This window comes from Nannocystis punicea, from assembly GCF_026965555.1.
In the GTDB taxonomy this organism is placed as follows: Bacteria; Myxococcota_A; Polyangia; order Nannocystales; family Nannocystaceae; genus Nannocystis; species Nannocystis punicea.
Map to the genome: position 1 here is coordinate 13152563 of NZ_CP114040.1, position 14604 is coordinate 13167166.

The window sequence follows — 14604 nt, forward strand, 5'->3', positions numbered from 1 at the left end:
CTCGAGGTGCCCCACGCCACATGTCCCCAAGGACATGTCATCGCCTGGCGACGGCGAGGCCGAGGGTCGCCAGCGCGTGAGACAGGCCCTCCTGCAGGCTGCGACGGACCACCAGCTCGCTGGTGTCGAGGTCGAGCCCGGCCATGGTGCGGGCGAGCTCGGCGGCGATGCCGATGAGCACGGTCTGGCAGCCGAGCAGGCGGACCGCGCGGGTGGTGCGGAGCAGGTGGTCCACGACCTCCTGATCGACCTTCGGCACGCCGCTCACGTCGAGCAGGAGCAGGCGCGCGTGGCTGCGGCCGACGACCTCGAGCACGCGCGTGGTGAGCACCTGGGCGCGGTAGGCGTCGAGGTTGCCGACCAGCGGGGCGAGCAGGACGCCCTCGTAGATCGGGACGATCGGGATCGAGAGCTGGCGCTGCTCGGCCAGCTTGACCTCGATCTCGCTGGCCTGGCGGTCGATGAGGTGCTCGCGCTGGGCCAGGAGGTAGAGGCTGCACTGGTGGGTGAGCTCGTGGAACCAGTCCTCGACCGCGCGCAGCGCCGCGAGCGGCAGGTCGGCGGCCTCGATGCGCGTGAACAGGTCGGTGCGCAGGGCCTCCTGCACCAGCCGCAGATCGCGGAAGCTGATCGCCTCCTCGCTGAGGCGGGACAGGATGTCGCGCAGGCCGGCGCGCAGCTGCTTGCCGTTGCCGGCGGCGACGTCGGCGACCATCGCGGCGACCAGATCGCCGACCGCGCGGCCCGTCGCGACCACGCCGCGGGCCCTGTAGACGCTGCCGCTGCGCTGGCTCAGCGCGCCGGCGACCTCGCGGACGATCGCCGGCGCGGCTTGCTCGAGGAGGGCCGACAGCTCGTCGCGCATGGTCACCACTCGACGTGGAAGCAGCAGCTCGGGCCGTTGCGGTCGACGCAGCCCTCACGGCTGTGCTCGATGAGGGCGTCGGGCGCGAACTTGCGGGCGCAGCCCTGGAGGATCCCGCGGGTCAGGGCGCACGGGAACGGGGTGGCGAAGGTGACGCTCGCGGTGTGGTCGCCCTCGAGCTCGCAGATGATCGCGCCGATCTCGGGGCCGCGACAGTTCATGCGATAGGCGGCGTCGAGGCTCTGCAGGACGGCGCGGATGTCGTCGATGCCCGGCGGGAACTGGGCGGCGTCGATCATCTGCAGGCCGACGCCGTGCAGGCTGCGCTCGCCGACCTGCGCGCCGACGGTGTAGTAGATCGACCGCGCGGTGTTGAGGTCGTACCACTGCTCCTCGTCGATCCGCTCGAGGCCGTGGTTGCGCAAGATCTGGCGGAGCACCGCCTCGCTCTGGTGGAGGGCGCGCACGAACGAACGCAGGGCTGCCCCGAGGTACTGACCCTTAAAAGACTTCATCGTCGACCCCTAGCGTGGATCATGATGCCACACCGGGATCGACGATGAACGGGCGCAGTTGAAGACCGCCGCGCTCGCCATTCGTGCGGGCGCGGCCGGCGATGACTGCGTTCAGGGCGTATCGTTGGGGTCGGCAGGATCGCTGTGGTGGAGCAGCTCGTCGCCGTCGCGGTGACCGTCGCCGTCGCGATCGACGCCGAGGCGGAAGCCCGAGCCTGGCGGCGTGCACGTGTAGGTGACGGGCTTGCCGGTCTGAGCCAGCACGCGCACGGCGAGGTCGCTGAGCGGCGGGAGCGCCGAGAAGCTCGTGACGTAGGCGCCGCCGGAGTAGTAGAGGCCGAGCTCGTGGCCGCCGACGTGGGCCTTGGCGATCAGGTCGCAATCGCCGGCGTCGGCGCGCTGACGCAGGAGATTGATGCGAGGGCCGACGACGGCGCTATTGGTGGCGGTGAGGCTGATCTGCTGGCCGACGACCGGCTTGAGGTTGGTGTCGAAGGCGAACGTGAACTCGGCGACCTGGCGCATCTGCTCGAAGTTTGTGAAGCCGTTGGGGGTGACCGGCGTGGCGACGAAGGCGTTGAAGAAGCGCATCGGCGTGTCCTTCGAGCCGTCGTGGGTGTAGCCGAAGCTGCGGATCTGATCGCCCTTGTGCGCGTCGTCGAAGAAGGCGCTGACGCCCTCGGTGTTGAAGACCGGGTCGCCGCCGGGGAAGCCGAAGGTCCCGACCTTGGTGTACATGTTGCGGAGGTGCGGGATCTTGAAGGTCTGAGAGAACTCGCCGCCGACGATCTCGCCGTCGCTGCCGAAGAAGCCGGGGTGCGGGTCGGTCGGGTTGGCGGTCGGGTCGAGGCGGTGGCAGCCCTCGCAGGTGAACTTGCGCTGGGGCACGAACGAGAAGGTCTCGACGTTCATGAAGAAGTCGCGGCCGGCGGCCTGGTCGGCGTTGAGGCTGTTGTCGAGCGCGCGGATCGGGTTCGGCGGGTACATCACCTGCAGCTGGAAGTCGGTGAACGCCTGCATCTGCTGCGGCGTCAGCGGCCCGTTGCGCCCGACCAGGCCCTCGAAGGCGACGTTGAAGGCGTTGAAGGCCGCGACCTCGCTGAAGGCGCCGCCGTCGGGCTGGACGTTGGCGCCCTGGCCCTCGCCGTTGCGATCGCCGCGCCAGTGCATCGGCCCGTGGTTGGCGAGGCCGCGCAGGCTCTGGGTGGTCATCGGCCCCTTGTTGGGGTGGAACGGGACCTGGAAGTCGAAGAACTCGTCCTTGAGGATGTCGGGCGGGTCGGTCACGTCGTGGTCGGGGTCGCCGAGGTCCCACGCGAGCTCGTCCTTGTCGCCGAAGATGTGGCACGACGAGCAGGCCTGGTCGCCGTTGCTCGAGGTGAACGCGGCGTCGTAGAGGTACCGGCGGCCGACCACCAGCGACGCCGGCTCGGGGTTGTGCATGGTGACGTGGCCGATCTCCTCGCGGTCGTCGGTGTCGATGATCGAGATGCCGTTGTCGAAGCGGGTCAGGACGTACAGGCGATCGCGGTGCTCGTCGAGCACGAGGCCGGTCGGGCCGCCGCCGCTGACCTCGATCTGATCGATGTCGTCGGGCCAGTGGTCGTCGCTCTCGAGGTCCTGGGTGTCGTAGAGGACGACCTTGTCGTTGCCGAGGACGGCGGTGTAGAGCGTCCTGCCGTTGGCGGTGATCGCCATGCCGAGGGTCTGTGAGACGCTGAGGGCGTTGGTGTCGTTGGGGATCGCGCCGCAGCAGTCGTCGCGGTCGATGTGCTTGTTGAGGTCGCGCGGGTGCACCGAGTTGCCGCTGCCGAGGACGGTGATGCGGTTGTCGACGGCGTGGCCGCGGACGGTGGTGCCGGCGAACTCGCCGTGGCCCTCGAAGCGGACCTCGTTGCGCGCCTCGGTGTTGGAGACGTAGACCTTCCCGTTCTGCGGGTTGACGATCATGTTGAAGATGACCGTGCCGACGCTGCGGAAGAAGCCGGCGTTGCCGGGCACGAGCGCCGGGGTGGCCGCGTTGGCGTCGATGACGAAGACGTCCTTGTCGGGCAGGTTGAACTTGATCTTGTCGTCCCACCAGCGGCCGAGCTCGTCGACCCAGTGCGCGCCGTCGTACTTGACGATGAGGCTCATGTCGGGCTCGGGGATGCCGGCGTGGTTGGTGTTCGGCAGCGGGATGCCGCCGTCGGCCTCACCGGTGTCGGGGATCAGCGCGAGGGCGACGACCGCGGTGCGGTTGCCGGACACGAACGAGGCGGCGTAGACCTTGCTGCCGTTCGGCGAGACGGCCAGCGCGCGCGGGACGTCGCTGAACAGATTGACGATCGTCAGCGGGGTGCCGCCGAGGTTGTTGCCGAGGTTGTTGGCGTTGAAGACCCATACGTCGGCGCGGCCGATCCCCGGGGTGGTCAGCTTCGGGACGAACGGGGCGTTCTGGCCGCGGTGCGCCGCGGTGATGAAGGCGCGCGACTTGCCGGGGCCGGCGAACACGATATCCCGCGGCTCGTCGCCGACCAGCAGGGTGCGCTTGACATACGGGGTGTCGTCGTCGACATCGACGACGCTGACGCTGTCCGAGAGGTGATTGACGACCCACACCTCGTCGTCGTTGCGCACCGCGACGGCGACGGGCTCGAGTCCGACGGGTACCGACGCCTCGTGCTCGAGGCCGCCGTTCGACTTGATCTTGTAGACCTCGAGACGGTTGTCCGGGGTGTTGACCGCGTAGAGGCGGGTGCGGGCCTGGTTCATCGCCAGCGGGCGCACCTGGCCGCTCTCGAAGGCGGCGAAGGGCGTCGCGGCTTGTGCGGACTCAATGGTGCCGCCTATGGCGAGGAGCGTGACGAGCGAGCTGATGCACAAATTGCGAGTTTCCATCGCAGTCACAGTACCGAGGCGCCGACGCCGCCGACAAGGACTGATCGATGTCTCCTTTGATCATTTTGAATGTCATGTGAAGACTGAATAAAGAGCACATGTATGTACAGTGCGCAGGCGGATCATCAGGGGCGTCCCGAACACGCCGGCGCTCTTTATCACCAGCGTCCGTCGTGCTCCTCGGCGACCCCGGTGAGGCCCCGAAGGGGCACGGAAACCCCTCCCAGGCGCAATTCGCCCTCGACCTCGACGAACAATTCATTGTGCTGAAGGTCGACGAGGAAGGGCACGAGCGGGGGAATGGTGACACGGTCGCGATGGACGCGCCGAGGCCGCACGACGAGGTCGAGCTCCCGCGAGCGGACCCGCCAGGGGGCAGCGAGGTCGCGCTTGTCGTAGTCGAAGTCGACGTCGGGGTCGAGCCGGTGCCAGGCCCCCTGCCAGTACACCTGGGTGTAACGCTGCGCGTACGGGCCGTGGTTGACCAGAGACGCCAGCGCGATGTCGTCACCCTGCACCGCGAGCCATTGCCAGGAGGCGCGCCGCGGGACGACGCCGAAGCAATGATCGTAGTAGGAGCGCGCGGTGTCGACGGCGAACCGCCGCCCGCCGACCTCGACCTCGCCGCGGACTCGGTTGAAGAATTGGTGCAAGAGGGAGTAGCTACAACGGAAGTAATTGTCGCGTCGGGTGAAGGGCAGGCCCTCGCGGCAGATCTCGAGGTCGACGCGCAAGTCCGGCGTGCGCGCGCGGAAGACCGCCCGGCCGTCGCCGTCGCCGCGGTACTCGAGGTCGACGGAGCCGCGGTGCCGCAGGTCGAGGACGCCCGGGGCCTGCGCCGGCTCGAGGTAGAGGTTGTGGTCGACCGACCAACTCTCGTCACCGGCGAGGTCGCACAGCCACAGGCGAAACTTGTCGACCGCGAACGCGCGCGCGAACGACCAACTCATGTAGACCTGCGAGCCGGGGTCGTGCAGGTCGGAGAACCACCACTCTTTCTGCCGCAGGGCGCCCTCGACGCGCGGGGTGCGGACGAGCCACTTCTCTTCGAGTTGCATAAGAAAGTCCTGTCAATAACGATGTTTCATTAGCGTCGCGGCCGACGACCGCGGATCGCCGCGCGGGCGTGCGGAAGCGTCGCGCGAGGCGATGAAACACCGGCAAAATGACAGTAGTTCAGCCGGGCCCGACGATCCGGTAGAAGGGTTCGGTCGCGCTCGCGATGTCGACCTGGTGGACCATGTCGACGGTCGGGGTGAATTCGCCCAGCGCAGTCCACGGGCCCGCCTCGCTCGGCCCCGATTCGATGGTGTACGTGACGCCCGGGACGAACTGTGTCGTGAGGATCTGGAGCGAGAGATCGTCCGGGTCGAACTCGACGGTCGCGCCGGCGTACGGGCGCGCGAGCGGCTCTCCGACGAATACGCCCTCGCCGGGCCAATTCACCGACTTCCAGTAGGCCTCGATCAGCGTCTCGCCGCGCCAGTAGTGCGGCACGAACACCTGCGTCTCGGGGAACTTCGCCGGGTAGTTGCACGGCTCGGTCGCGGTGCCGTAGCTGCCGGTCGCGCCGGCCTCGAGCCAGCGGCAGATGCTCATCTGCCCGCTGTCGCAGATCTGCCCGCCGTAGGAGGTGAGGTGGTCGGCGACAGCGCCGGGCAGGTAGGTGTTGGCGGCGATCCCGGGGACGTCGGCCAGGCCCGTGAAGTAGAAGAGGATGTCCGTCTTGCCTTCGAGCGTGTTCGAGCCCATGCCCATGGCGTTGTCGATGTACTCCATCGAGATCGGCTGCGGGCTCCACTGGTCGACGGTGGCCACGAAGGAGGGCCAGCGGACGCTGCGTGCCTCGTCGGTGGTGCGCACGAAGTAGCCGGTGCCGATCGGCGCGCTGCCGTCGGCCGCGACGCCGCGATCGATCACCGCCTGCACGTTCTCCACGGAGGTGCCGGCGAGGTGCATGGCCGGTCGCAGGCCGTGATCGGCGAACGGCCGCAGGGAGCTCGAATTGTAGTAGCCGCTCGGGTCGGTCTCGCTGCACGGCTGACTGCAGTACTTGCCCGGGTCGTGGCCGAGAGCGAGGGCGCTGACGAGCGACTGACACTCGACGCGATACGGCTTGGTCCACGCGATCGCCAGCGCCTGGATGTCGGGGCCGAGGGCGGCGTCGACCTGTCCTTGGAGACCGGCGAAGACGTCGGCCGCCAGCGCGTCGCCCGGCGGGGCGAAGCTGAGGACGACGAGGTTGTCCGCCGGCAGGCCGCGGGCGGCCATGTAGTGGGCGGCGACGGCCATCGACTGCGGGTCCTGGTCGTTGGCGAGGACGGCCAGCTCCTCCGGCTGGATCGACGCGCGCGGGAGGATCACCGTCGGCGCGACCGGTCCGCCGGTGGTGCTGCCCGTGGTCGTGCTCGTGGTCGGGTCGGCGGTCGTGCCGGTGCTCGAACTGGTCGAAGAGACAGGTTCCTCGCCGGTGGTCGACGAGGTCGGCGCGAGGGTGGTGGGCTCCTCGCCGGTCGACGTCGATGTGCCTGCGCCGGTGCTCGCGGCCCCGTCGGTGGTCTCGGCCGGGCCCTGGCTGCAGGCGCAGGCGAGGAGAATGAGCGCGGAGAGAGGGCGCGCGGGCCGGGGCATCCCGCGATCGTATCAGCGGGCTTTACGCGCGCCGTGGGGGCCGGAGACGACGTTCCAGGGCCTCACCAGCCCCGGCCGCCCTTGCGCGGGAAGCCGCTCGTGCGGCGCCACAGCGCGGGGTCCTCGGGGCCGCGTGAGTAGCGGCGGGCGGCGAGTCCGGCCTCACCGTTCGCGGCGAACCAGAGGAAGACGGCGACGACGGTCATCATCGTGCGACCGCTGGCGATCGCGTAGGCGCCGAGGCCGAGGGCGGCGAACTTGCCGACGGCAGCGGCGATCTCGGTGGCGCGCAGGGGGCCCATGCGCGCCGACAGCAGGGCGCGGAAGACGCGGCCACCGTCCATCGGGAAGGCCGGCAGCAAGTTGAAGACGCCGAGGCCGAGGTTGGCCCACGCCAGCGCGCCGAGGAAGGAGTGCGGCGTGAAGTCACCGGTGAGCGCGGCGACGGCGAAGAACAGGCCGGACAGGAGGAAGCTGACGAGCGGGCCGGCGAGAGCGACCATGAACTCCTCGCGCGGAGGCATGTGCGCGCCGTCGATCTGGGCGACGCCGCCGATCGGGAGGAGCAAGATCTGCCGGGTCGAGATCCCGAAGCTGCGCGCGGTCAGGGCGTGGCCGAACTCGTGGGCCACGACCGAGGCGAACACCGCCAGCAGGAAGGCGAGACCGTAGGCGATGGCGGCAGGACCGCCGCCGTAGCTGCTCAGTACCGCCCACAGGAGCACGAGGACGAAGGAGGCGTGGACCCGCGTCTCGATGCCGAACAGTCGGCCAAGCGACCATGACCATTGCATGATGAAGCCACCATGCGCACGCGTCGGCGAGGGTCAAGGTCGCTGGCCGCGCCAGGCAGGCAGCAGTGAGGCGAAGCGCACGGGGACGCTCGTCGGCGCAGGCGGCGGCGATGGCGCTGCGAAGAGGTCTGCGCGCTTCTGCAGCGAGGTGCGCGAGCGGACCTGGCGCGAAGGACAGGTGATTCGCAGGGGTTATTCCCGGGCGAGGCGCGGGCGGGATGGTGCGGTGCCCGGGGCTCGGAGACGGCGGTGGTGCAATATGTCCTCCGGGACAGGCTGAAAATTGAAGGCTGCGAGGGAGGTGGCTTCGCCCCGCGAAAATGTCCTCGAGGACAGGTGTGGCGCGACAGCCGGCAAGCCGGAGTGGCGGCGGCGACTTCATCGAGGTCGTGAGCGACGACCGTGACCGAATGCCCGCGGGTCGCGGCGGAGGGTCCCGCGTGCGGCCGAGATGTCCGCGGGGACAGGTGGCGGCCGCTGATGAAAGGAGCCGTCCTGGGTGCGGGGCGGTCGGGATGTCCGCGGGGACAGGTCAGCCGGCGGCGGTGAAGCGGCCGCGGTGGAGGAAGCTCGACGTGGGGACGCGGGCGCTGGCGCCCTCGCGGGCGCGGAGGCTGTCGGGCAGATCGGCGGGGTCGCCCTGGACGCCGACGGCGATGGCGGCCATGGCCTCGAAGTCGGGCTCGGGGACGCCGAGCTCGGTGTAGGCCTTGGCCTCGTCGAAGCCGGCCATCGCGTGGGCGTGGAGGCCGAGGACGCGGGCTTGCAGGGCGAGGGACATCCACGCGCTGCCGCAGTCGAAGCCGGCGTGGCGGTTGGGCTTGCCCGAGGCGGCGAAGCGGCGGCGGCCGAACAGGATCATCACCAGCGGGGCGTTGTGGGCCCACGACTGGTTGAACGGGACGAGGCAGCCGAGCACGCGCTTGTGATCCTCGGTGCCGGGGCCGTGGCCGTACACGACCATCCACGGTTGCTCGTTGTAGCTGGACGGGGCCCAGCGCATGGCCTCGAACAGGCTGGCGAGCTGCGCGTCGGTCAGCGGCTCGGGCCGGAAGGCGCGAGGCGACCAGCGGTCGAGGAACATGGGGTGGACGTCGGCGTCGGGCGAGCGAGGGGTCGCGGTCATGCGCCGACCGATCTATCACAGGCCCGGACTGCCCGGGCTCAGGGCTCGAGCTCGAAGACGATCTCGAGGCCGGCGGGACCCGCGGGCAAGGCGAGGCAGTGGCGCGGTGCCGGGCTCGCCATGGCGGTCCAGCCCGGCGCGGCGCTGGTCTGCCAGCGCAGGTCGTCGGGGCCGCGGACGGCGAAGCGGCGGCCCTCGGGCGTGCGCACGCGGACCCGGGGACCGTCGACGGCGAGCTCGCAGGCCCGCGGGAGGTGGACGCGCATGGTCGCGGGGACAGGTTCGCCGTGGTCGGGGACGACGCGGTCGAGGCAGCGCAGGCGCTCGCCGTCCCACGACAGGCGCCGGTGATGCACGGCCGGCGACCGGAAGCCGCGCACGCCGGCGGAGAGCTCGGATGTCCCGAAGGACAGGTCGACGAGCTCGCCGCGGCCGCCGATCCGGTGGCTGGCCCACAGCTCATGTTGATCGGCGTCGCCGGGGCCGACGGTGACCGTGTTGTGGGCGCGGGTGCTGCGGGCGTAGGTCCGCTCGGGGCCGACCTCGTAGGTGCCGACGCCGGCGTCGACGACCACTCGCTCGCCGCCGAGCGAGAGCTCGTAGCCGAGCCAGTCGCCGTGGATGTGGCCGACCTGCTGCGGCATGCCGAGGCCGCCGGCGTTCCACAGCAAGGTCCACGGGCCCCAGGCGCGGCGGAACAGGCCGGAGGCGGGGGCGTTGTAATCTGTCCCTTGAGACAGGACCGAGCCGCAGCGGGCGGCGAGCGCGGCGGGGCTGACGAGGCCGCGCTGGCTGTCGCCGAACAGGGCGACGTCGCCGTCGGGGTGGGTGAACGCGGGCAGGACTGCGAGCATGCGCGCGAGGTTGTCGCGCAGGAGCGGGGCGGCGCGCGGCTCGGCGCGCTCGGGGCCGAGAGCGACCACGCCGGCGAGCTGTTCGGCGAGCAGGCAATGATAGGAGGGCGTGCGCTCGCGGTGGAAGCCGTCGAGGGCGAGCTGCTTGGAGGTGACCGCGGCGAAGCGCCCGACCGCAGGCGCGAGCAGGTGCGCTCGCGGGCCGTCGAGGGCCAGGGCGCCGGCGGCCAGCGCGGCGAGGTCGGTCCAGAGGTGGTTGCCGTCGAGGTGGTGCTCGAGGTGGCGCTCGAGGTGCCGCAATTGCCCGGCGAGCGAGGCGAGCAGCCGTCGGCGGGTCATGCCGTCGAGATCGTCGATATGTCCCGAGAGCCAGCCGAGCCAATGCAGCGCGCGCACCGCGGTCGGGTAGGGCTCCCAGCCGACGCCCTCGGTGTGATTGGCGATCCAGTGCTCGATCGTCGCCAGCGCGACCGCGGGCCGGAGCCGCTGCAACCACCCGTGGTAATGCAACGTGTAGAGGTAGAGCAGGCCGACCGGCGGCTCCCAGCCCGCGCGCAGCGGGTCGTGCGGCGGCTGTCTCAAGAGACAGACGCCATCGGGACCCGGCTCGCCCTCGGGTGTGGGCGCGGGCATGCGAGCGAGCAGGCCGGTGACGCCCTCGAGGCTGGTGGCCTTGGGCCGGCGCGCGGGGCCGCCGAGGCGCCTTCGCAGCTGGTAGGCGATCTGCCGCGGAGGCAGGTGCGACGCCGTGCGGAAAAGCGTCCCGGGGCCGTGACGGAAGAGCCGGGGAGTGGTCATACGCGCTTGTTGTCGGCGCCGGCCAGCAGGCCGACCGCGTCGACGACCATGACGCGCAGGAGGTCGGCGGAGCGCAGGCGGCGGAAGTCGCGGTGGGCGACGAGGATGGCGAGGATGTCGGCCCGCGCGAGCGCGTCGTCGAGCGAGACGAGCGGGCAGCCGGCGATCGGCGAGCTCTGGAGGTGCGGCTCGACCAGCAGCACGTCGCCGAGCGCCTCGCGGTGCACGGCCTCGGCGATGTGCAGCGCCGGGCTCTCGCGCAGGTCGTCGATGTCTGGCTTGTAGGACAGGCCGAGGAGGGCGATCGTCGGCGCGCGCAGCTTGCCGGCGAGGCCGCGGACCTGGCCCAAGATTCGCTCGGGGCGGCCGTCGTTGACCTGGCGCGCGGCCTGGATCAGCGGGGTGTGCTCGGGCGCGCTGGCGGCGATGAACCACGGATCGACGGCGATGCAGTGCCCGCCCACGCCGGGCCCGGGGCGCAAGATCTGGACCCGCGGGTGGCGGTTGGCCAGCCGGATCACCTCCCACACGTCGAGGTGCAGGTGGGCGCTGACGTTGGCCAGCTCGTTGGCGTAGGCGACGTTGACGTCGCGGTAGGCGTTCTCCGCCAGCTTGGTGAACTCGGCCACCTCGGCGCTGGTGCGGTGGACCTCGGCGCGCACGAAGCCCTCGTAGAAGGTCGCGCAGCGGTCGGTGCAGGCGTCGGTGAGGCCGCCGACGATGCGCTCGTTCTCGACGACCTCGCGCAGGACGGCGCCGGGCAGCACGCGCTCGGGGGCGTGCGCGACGAACAGATCCTTGCCGACGACAAGCCCGCTCTGGCGCAAGATCGGGGCGACGAGGTCGCGCAAAGTGCCGGGCGGGACGGTCGATTCGAGGACGACGAGGTTGCCGGGCCGCAACACCGGCACGAGGGCGCGGCTGGCGGCTTCGACCGCGGCGAGGTCGGGGCGGTGGTCGGAAGTGATCGGTGTGGGTACACAGATCAGGAAGGTGCGCGCGGGGACGGGCTCGGCGACGGCGCGCAGGGTGCCGGCGAGGACGGCGGCGCGCACGAGGGCGTCGAGCTCGGGCTCGACGATGTGGATCCGCCCGGCGTTGATGGTGTCGAGGATGTCGCGCCGGAGGTCGAAGCCGGCGACGCGACGACCGCGCGTGGCGAGCACTGCGGCGGTAGGTAGGCCGACGTAGCCGAGGCCGACGACGCAGACGTCGAGATCGAGCGCGGCCGCACCGTCGGATTGGGGTTCGTTAAGTGAAATGGTCACCGGCTTTTCAGGCATGCTATCTGGGTCGCGCCGATGCCGTCCACTGGGCCCCGGATCCTCATCGTTCTTGGCACTCGCCCCGAGGTGATCAAACTGGCGCCGGTGGAGCGCGCGCTGCGGACGTACACCGACTGGCAGGTGTCGCTGTGCTGCACCGGGCAACACCGCGAGCTGGTGCCGCCGATCCTCAACACGTTCGGGCTGCAGTGCGAGGTCGAGCTGAGCGCGATGACGCCGGCGCAGTCGCTGTCGAGCTTGATGGCCCGCCTGCTCGACGGGATCGACCCGGTGCTCGACGCCCTGCGGTTCGACTGGGTCGTCGTCCAGGGCGACACCACCACCGCGCTGGCCGGCGCCCTCGCGGCCTTTCATCGCCGGATCCCCGTCGCCCACGTCGAGGCCGGCCTGCGCACCCTCGACCTCGCGGCGCCGTTCCCCGAAGAGGCCAATCGCCAGCTCATCGCCCGCCTCGCCACCCTTCACCTCGCCCCCACGCCCGCCGCCCGCGAGGCGCTGCTCGCCGAGGGCGTGGCCCCGGAGGCGATCGAGGTCACCGGCAACACCGTGGTCGACGCGCTGCGCTGGGCCTCCAGCCGTCTGCCGCTCGAGGGGGCCCCGGCGCCCGAGTTGGTCCGCTTCGCCAAGGGCCGGCCGTTCGTGCTGGTCACCGGCCACCGCCGCGAGAGCTTCGCCGGCGGCCTGGCAGCGGTGTGCACCGGCCTGGCCACGCTGGCCCGCGCCTATCCCGGGGTCGACTTCGTGTATCCGGTCCACCTCAACCCGGCGGTGCAATCGGCGGCGCGCGGGCTGCTCGGCGGGCTCGGCAACGTATTTCTGCTCGAGCCGCTCGAGTACATGTCGGCGGTGTGGCTGCTCAAGCGCTGCATGTTCGTGATCACCGATTCGGGCGGGCTCCAGGAGGAGGCGCCGGAGTTCGGAAAGCCGGTGCTGGTGACCCGCACGGCCACGGAGCGCATGGAGGGAGTGGCGGCCGGTTGCGCGGTGCTGGTCGGCTATGACACCGACCTGCTGGTCGCGACTGCGCGGCACTGGCTCGACGATCCGGCCGCCTACGCGGCTGTCTGTCCGCGCAAGAACCCGTACGGGGACGGTCGCGCGGCTTCGCGCTGCGCTGCGGCGTTGCGCCGGCGCCTCGGCCTGCCGGCGGCGTCGGTGACGCCGTGGCCAGAGGCCCGGAGCGAGCGAGCTGCGACCGACATGAGGTAGGATCGCCGGGTGACCGTCGGCGCACGTGGACGCGGGAACGCCGGGAGGCCCCGGTGAGCGCCGCGACGTGGGTGCTGTGGATCGCCGCGCTCGTGGCGTTCGTGCTGGTGGCCGTGGCCATGCCGTGGGCCATTCGTGGCTGGCGCGCGCTGGGCCGGTCGGACCGCGAGATCAGCCTGCGAAAGGTCCATCAGGGCGAGATCGCGCGGGTCGGCGGATTCGTGATGATGGTGGGCATCGGCGCGGTCGCGTTCCGCGGGCTGGTCGGCACCAGCGAGCTGTCGCTCGTGCACGAATGGTTGTCGCGCAATCCGCTCAGCGGGGCGCTGCTCGGGGCGCTGCTGTGCGGCCTGGTCGGGCTGTACGACGACCTGGTGGGAGCGCGGGCGCGGGTCAAGCTGGCGCTGCAGCTGTTCGCGGCGGGGGTGGCGGTGTTCGCCGTCGGGCTGCGCTGGCCGGCGATGGCGGAGCTGCTCGGGCCGCTGGCGGCGGTCGAGCCGGTGATCACGCTCGGCTTCTTGGTGGCGTCGGTCAACGCGATCAACCTCAGCGACGGGCTCGACGGGCTCGCCGGCGGCAACACTGCGATCGGCTTCGCGGTGGTGCTGGCGGCGACGCTGCTGCATCCGCAGCCGGACCTGGCGCTGGGGTGGGTCAGCGCGGCGGCGCTGGGCGGGGTGCTCGGGTTCCTCGTGCACAACCGCCACCCGGCGCGCGTGTTCATGGGCGACGCGGGCAGCTACTTCCTCGGCTTCCTGCTGCCGGCGCTGCTGCTGCAGATCGCGCCGGTGCCGGAGCGGGTGGCGATCATCGACGTGTCGCTGCCGCTGCTGGTGCTGGCGCTGCCGCTGCTCGACATGGGCCTGTCGATCGCGCGCCGGGCCGCCCGCGGCCAGCCGATCTTCGCGCCCGACAGCGATCACATCCATCACCGCCTGCTCGCCCGCGGCTTCACGCACGGGCGCGGGGTGGCGGTGCTGTGGCTGACGACGGGGATGTTCGCCGCGCTGGCGCTGCTCAACGTGATCGGCGTCGGCGGCTGGTGGACGCTGACGGGGGCGGGGGCGGGGCTGCTGGTGGTCGCGGGGCTGCTCGGTTACCACGAGCTGCTGCGCCACCTGCCGGCGTTCACCGGCGACCGCCTGGTGCTCCGCGACCGCCGGCGCGCGGTGGTCGAGCTGCTGGCCGACCTCGATCGCCTGTCCGAAGAGACAAGGCGAAAGGGACATGACTTCAAGGACATGGAAGATCCGGCGCTGGCGCGCTGGCGCGAGCTGTCGCCGTCGCTCGCGCCGATCCTGGCGCGCATCGGGGTGCCCGGGTTCGAGCTGCGGCGCGGGACGGCGACGGCGGTGAAGTGCGGCGACGACTCGCAGGCGTGGGGCTTCCTCAGCCTGCCGCTGCCGCAAGGAGCGGAGCTGCGGCTGGCGCTGGTGGCCCGATTGCCGGAGCTGCAGCCGGAGCAGCTGGTGCTGCTCGAGCGGGTCGTGGGCCTGCTCGCCGACCAGTCGCCGTCGCGGCGTTAGTCGCGACGGCGTAATCGAGAGCACACCGCGCGCCGCAGCGGCTGGCCGGTAACGGCGATGGATCGACGTTCTGCGCGGCCCACCGGGCTCACGACGAGGAGCTGGCCGCGGGTGGCGGCG

11 protein-coding genes are annotated in these 14604 nt (G+C 71.1%); 2 read left to right on the forward strand and 9 right to left on the reverse strand.

Annotation, left to right across the window (positions count from 1 at the left end; translation table 11 throughout):
* Window positions 1-37 precede the first annotated feature (37 nt).
* The 9 genes from O0S08_RS50740 to wecC form a co-directional block, all read right to left on the reverse strand.
* On the reverse strand, window positions 38-865 hold the full coding sequence (locus tag O0S08_RS50740; RefSeq protein WP_269036796.1) for an STAS domain-containing protein: 828 nt from the start codon (window positions 863-865) through the stop codon (window positions 38-40).
* Window positions 866-867: 2 nt separating this feature from the next.
* Window positions 868-1380 carry a hypothetical protein gene (locus O0S08_RS50745; RefSeq protein WP_269036797.1) on the reverse strand — a complete coding sequence of 171 codons (513 nt, stop codon included), beginning with the start codon at window positions 1378-1380 and terminating at the stop codon, window positions 868-870.
* 111 nt (window positions 1381-1491) lie between these two features.
* Window positions 1492-4260 carry a beta-propeller fold lactonase family protein gene (locus tag O0S08_RS50750; RefSeq protein WP_269036798.1) on the reverse strand — a complete coding sequence of 923 codons (2769 nt, stop codon included), beginning with the start codon at window positions 4258-4260 and terminating at the stop codon, window positions 1492-1494.
* Window positions 4261-4418: 158 nt separating this feature from the next.
* Window positions 4419-5318: a DUF2804 family protein gene (locus tag O0S08_RS50755; protein WP_269036799.1), complete on the reverse strand. Its 900-nt coding sequence runs from the start codon at window positions 5316-5318 to the stop codon at window positions 4419-4421.
* Window positions 5319-5436: 118 nt separating this feature from the next.
* Window positions 5437-6891, reverse strand: a complete 1455-nt coding sequence (locus tag O0S08_RS50760) for a TIGR03790 family protein (protein ID WP_269036800.1) — start codon at window positions 6889-6891, stop codon at window positions 5437-5439.
* A 62-nt stretch (window positions 6892-6953) separates the two neighbouring features.
* Complete coding sequence (locus tag O0S08_RS50765) at window positions 6954-7685, reverse strand: site-2 protease family protein (protein WP_269036801.1); 732 nt, start codon at window positions 7683-7685, stop codon at window positions 6954-6956.
* Window positions 7686-8217: 532 nt separating this feature from the next.
* Window positions 8218-8811 (reverse strand): nitroreductase family protein, encoded by a 594-nt coding sequence (locus O0S08_RS50770; protein ID WP_269036802.1) that lies wholly within the window; start codon window positions 8809-8811, stop codon window positions 8218-8220.
* A 38-nt stretch (window positions 8812-8849) separates the two neighbouring features.
* The gene (locus O0S08_RS50775) at window positions 8850-10463 is read right to left on the reverse strand and encodes a heparinase II/III family protein (protein WP_269036803.1); all 1614 of its coding nucleotides are present in this window, start codon (window positions 10461-10463) and stop codon (window positions 8850-8852) included.
* Entirely contained in the window at window positions 10460-11731 is a 1272-nt protein-coding gene (gene wecC, locus O0S08_RS50780; RefSeq protein WP_269036804.1) for a UDP-N-acetyl-D-mannosamine dehydrogenase, read from the reverse strand. Before wecC ends, O0S08_RS50775 begins: the two co-directional genes overlap by 4 nt.
* 33 nt (window positions 11732-11764) lie before the next feature.
* Here wecC and wecB point away from each other — a divergent pair, with 33 nt between their 5' ends.
* Both wecB and O0S08_RS50790 read left to right on the forward strand, forming a co-directional pair.
* On the forward strand, window positions 11765-12958 hold the full coding sequence (gene wecB / locus O0S08_RS50785; RefSeq protein WP_269036805.1) for a non-hydrolyzing UDP-N-acetylglucosamine 2-epimerase: 1194 nt from the start codon (window positions 11765-11767) through the stop codon (window positions 12956-12958).
* A gap of 53 nt (window positions 12959-13011) precedes the next feature.
* Window positions 13012-14484: a glycosyltransferase family 4 protein gene (locus O0S08_RS50790; protein WP_269036806.1), complete on the forward strand. Its 1473-nt coding sequence runs from the start codon at window positions 13012-13014 to the stop codon at window positions 14482-14484.
* The last annotated feature ends 120 nt before the right edge of the window (window positions 14485-14604 follow it).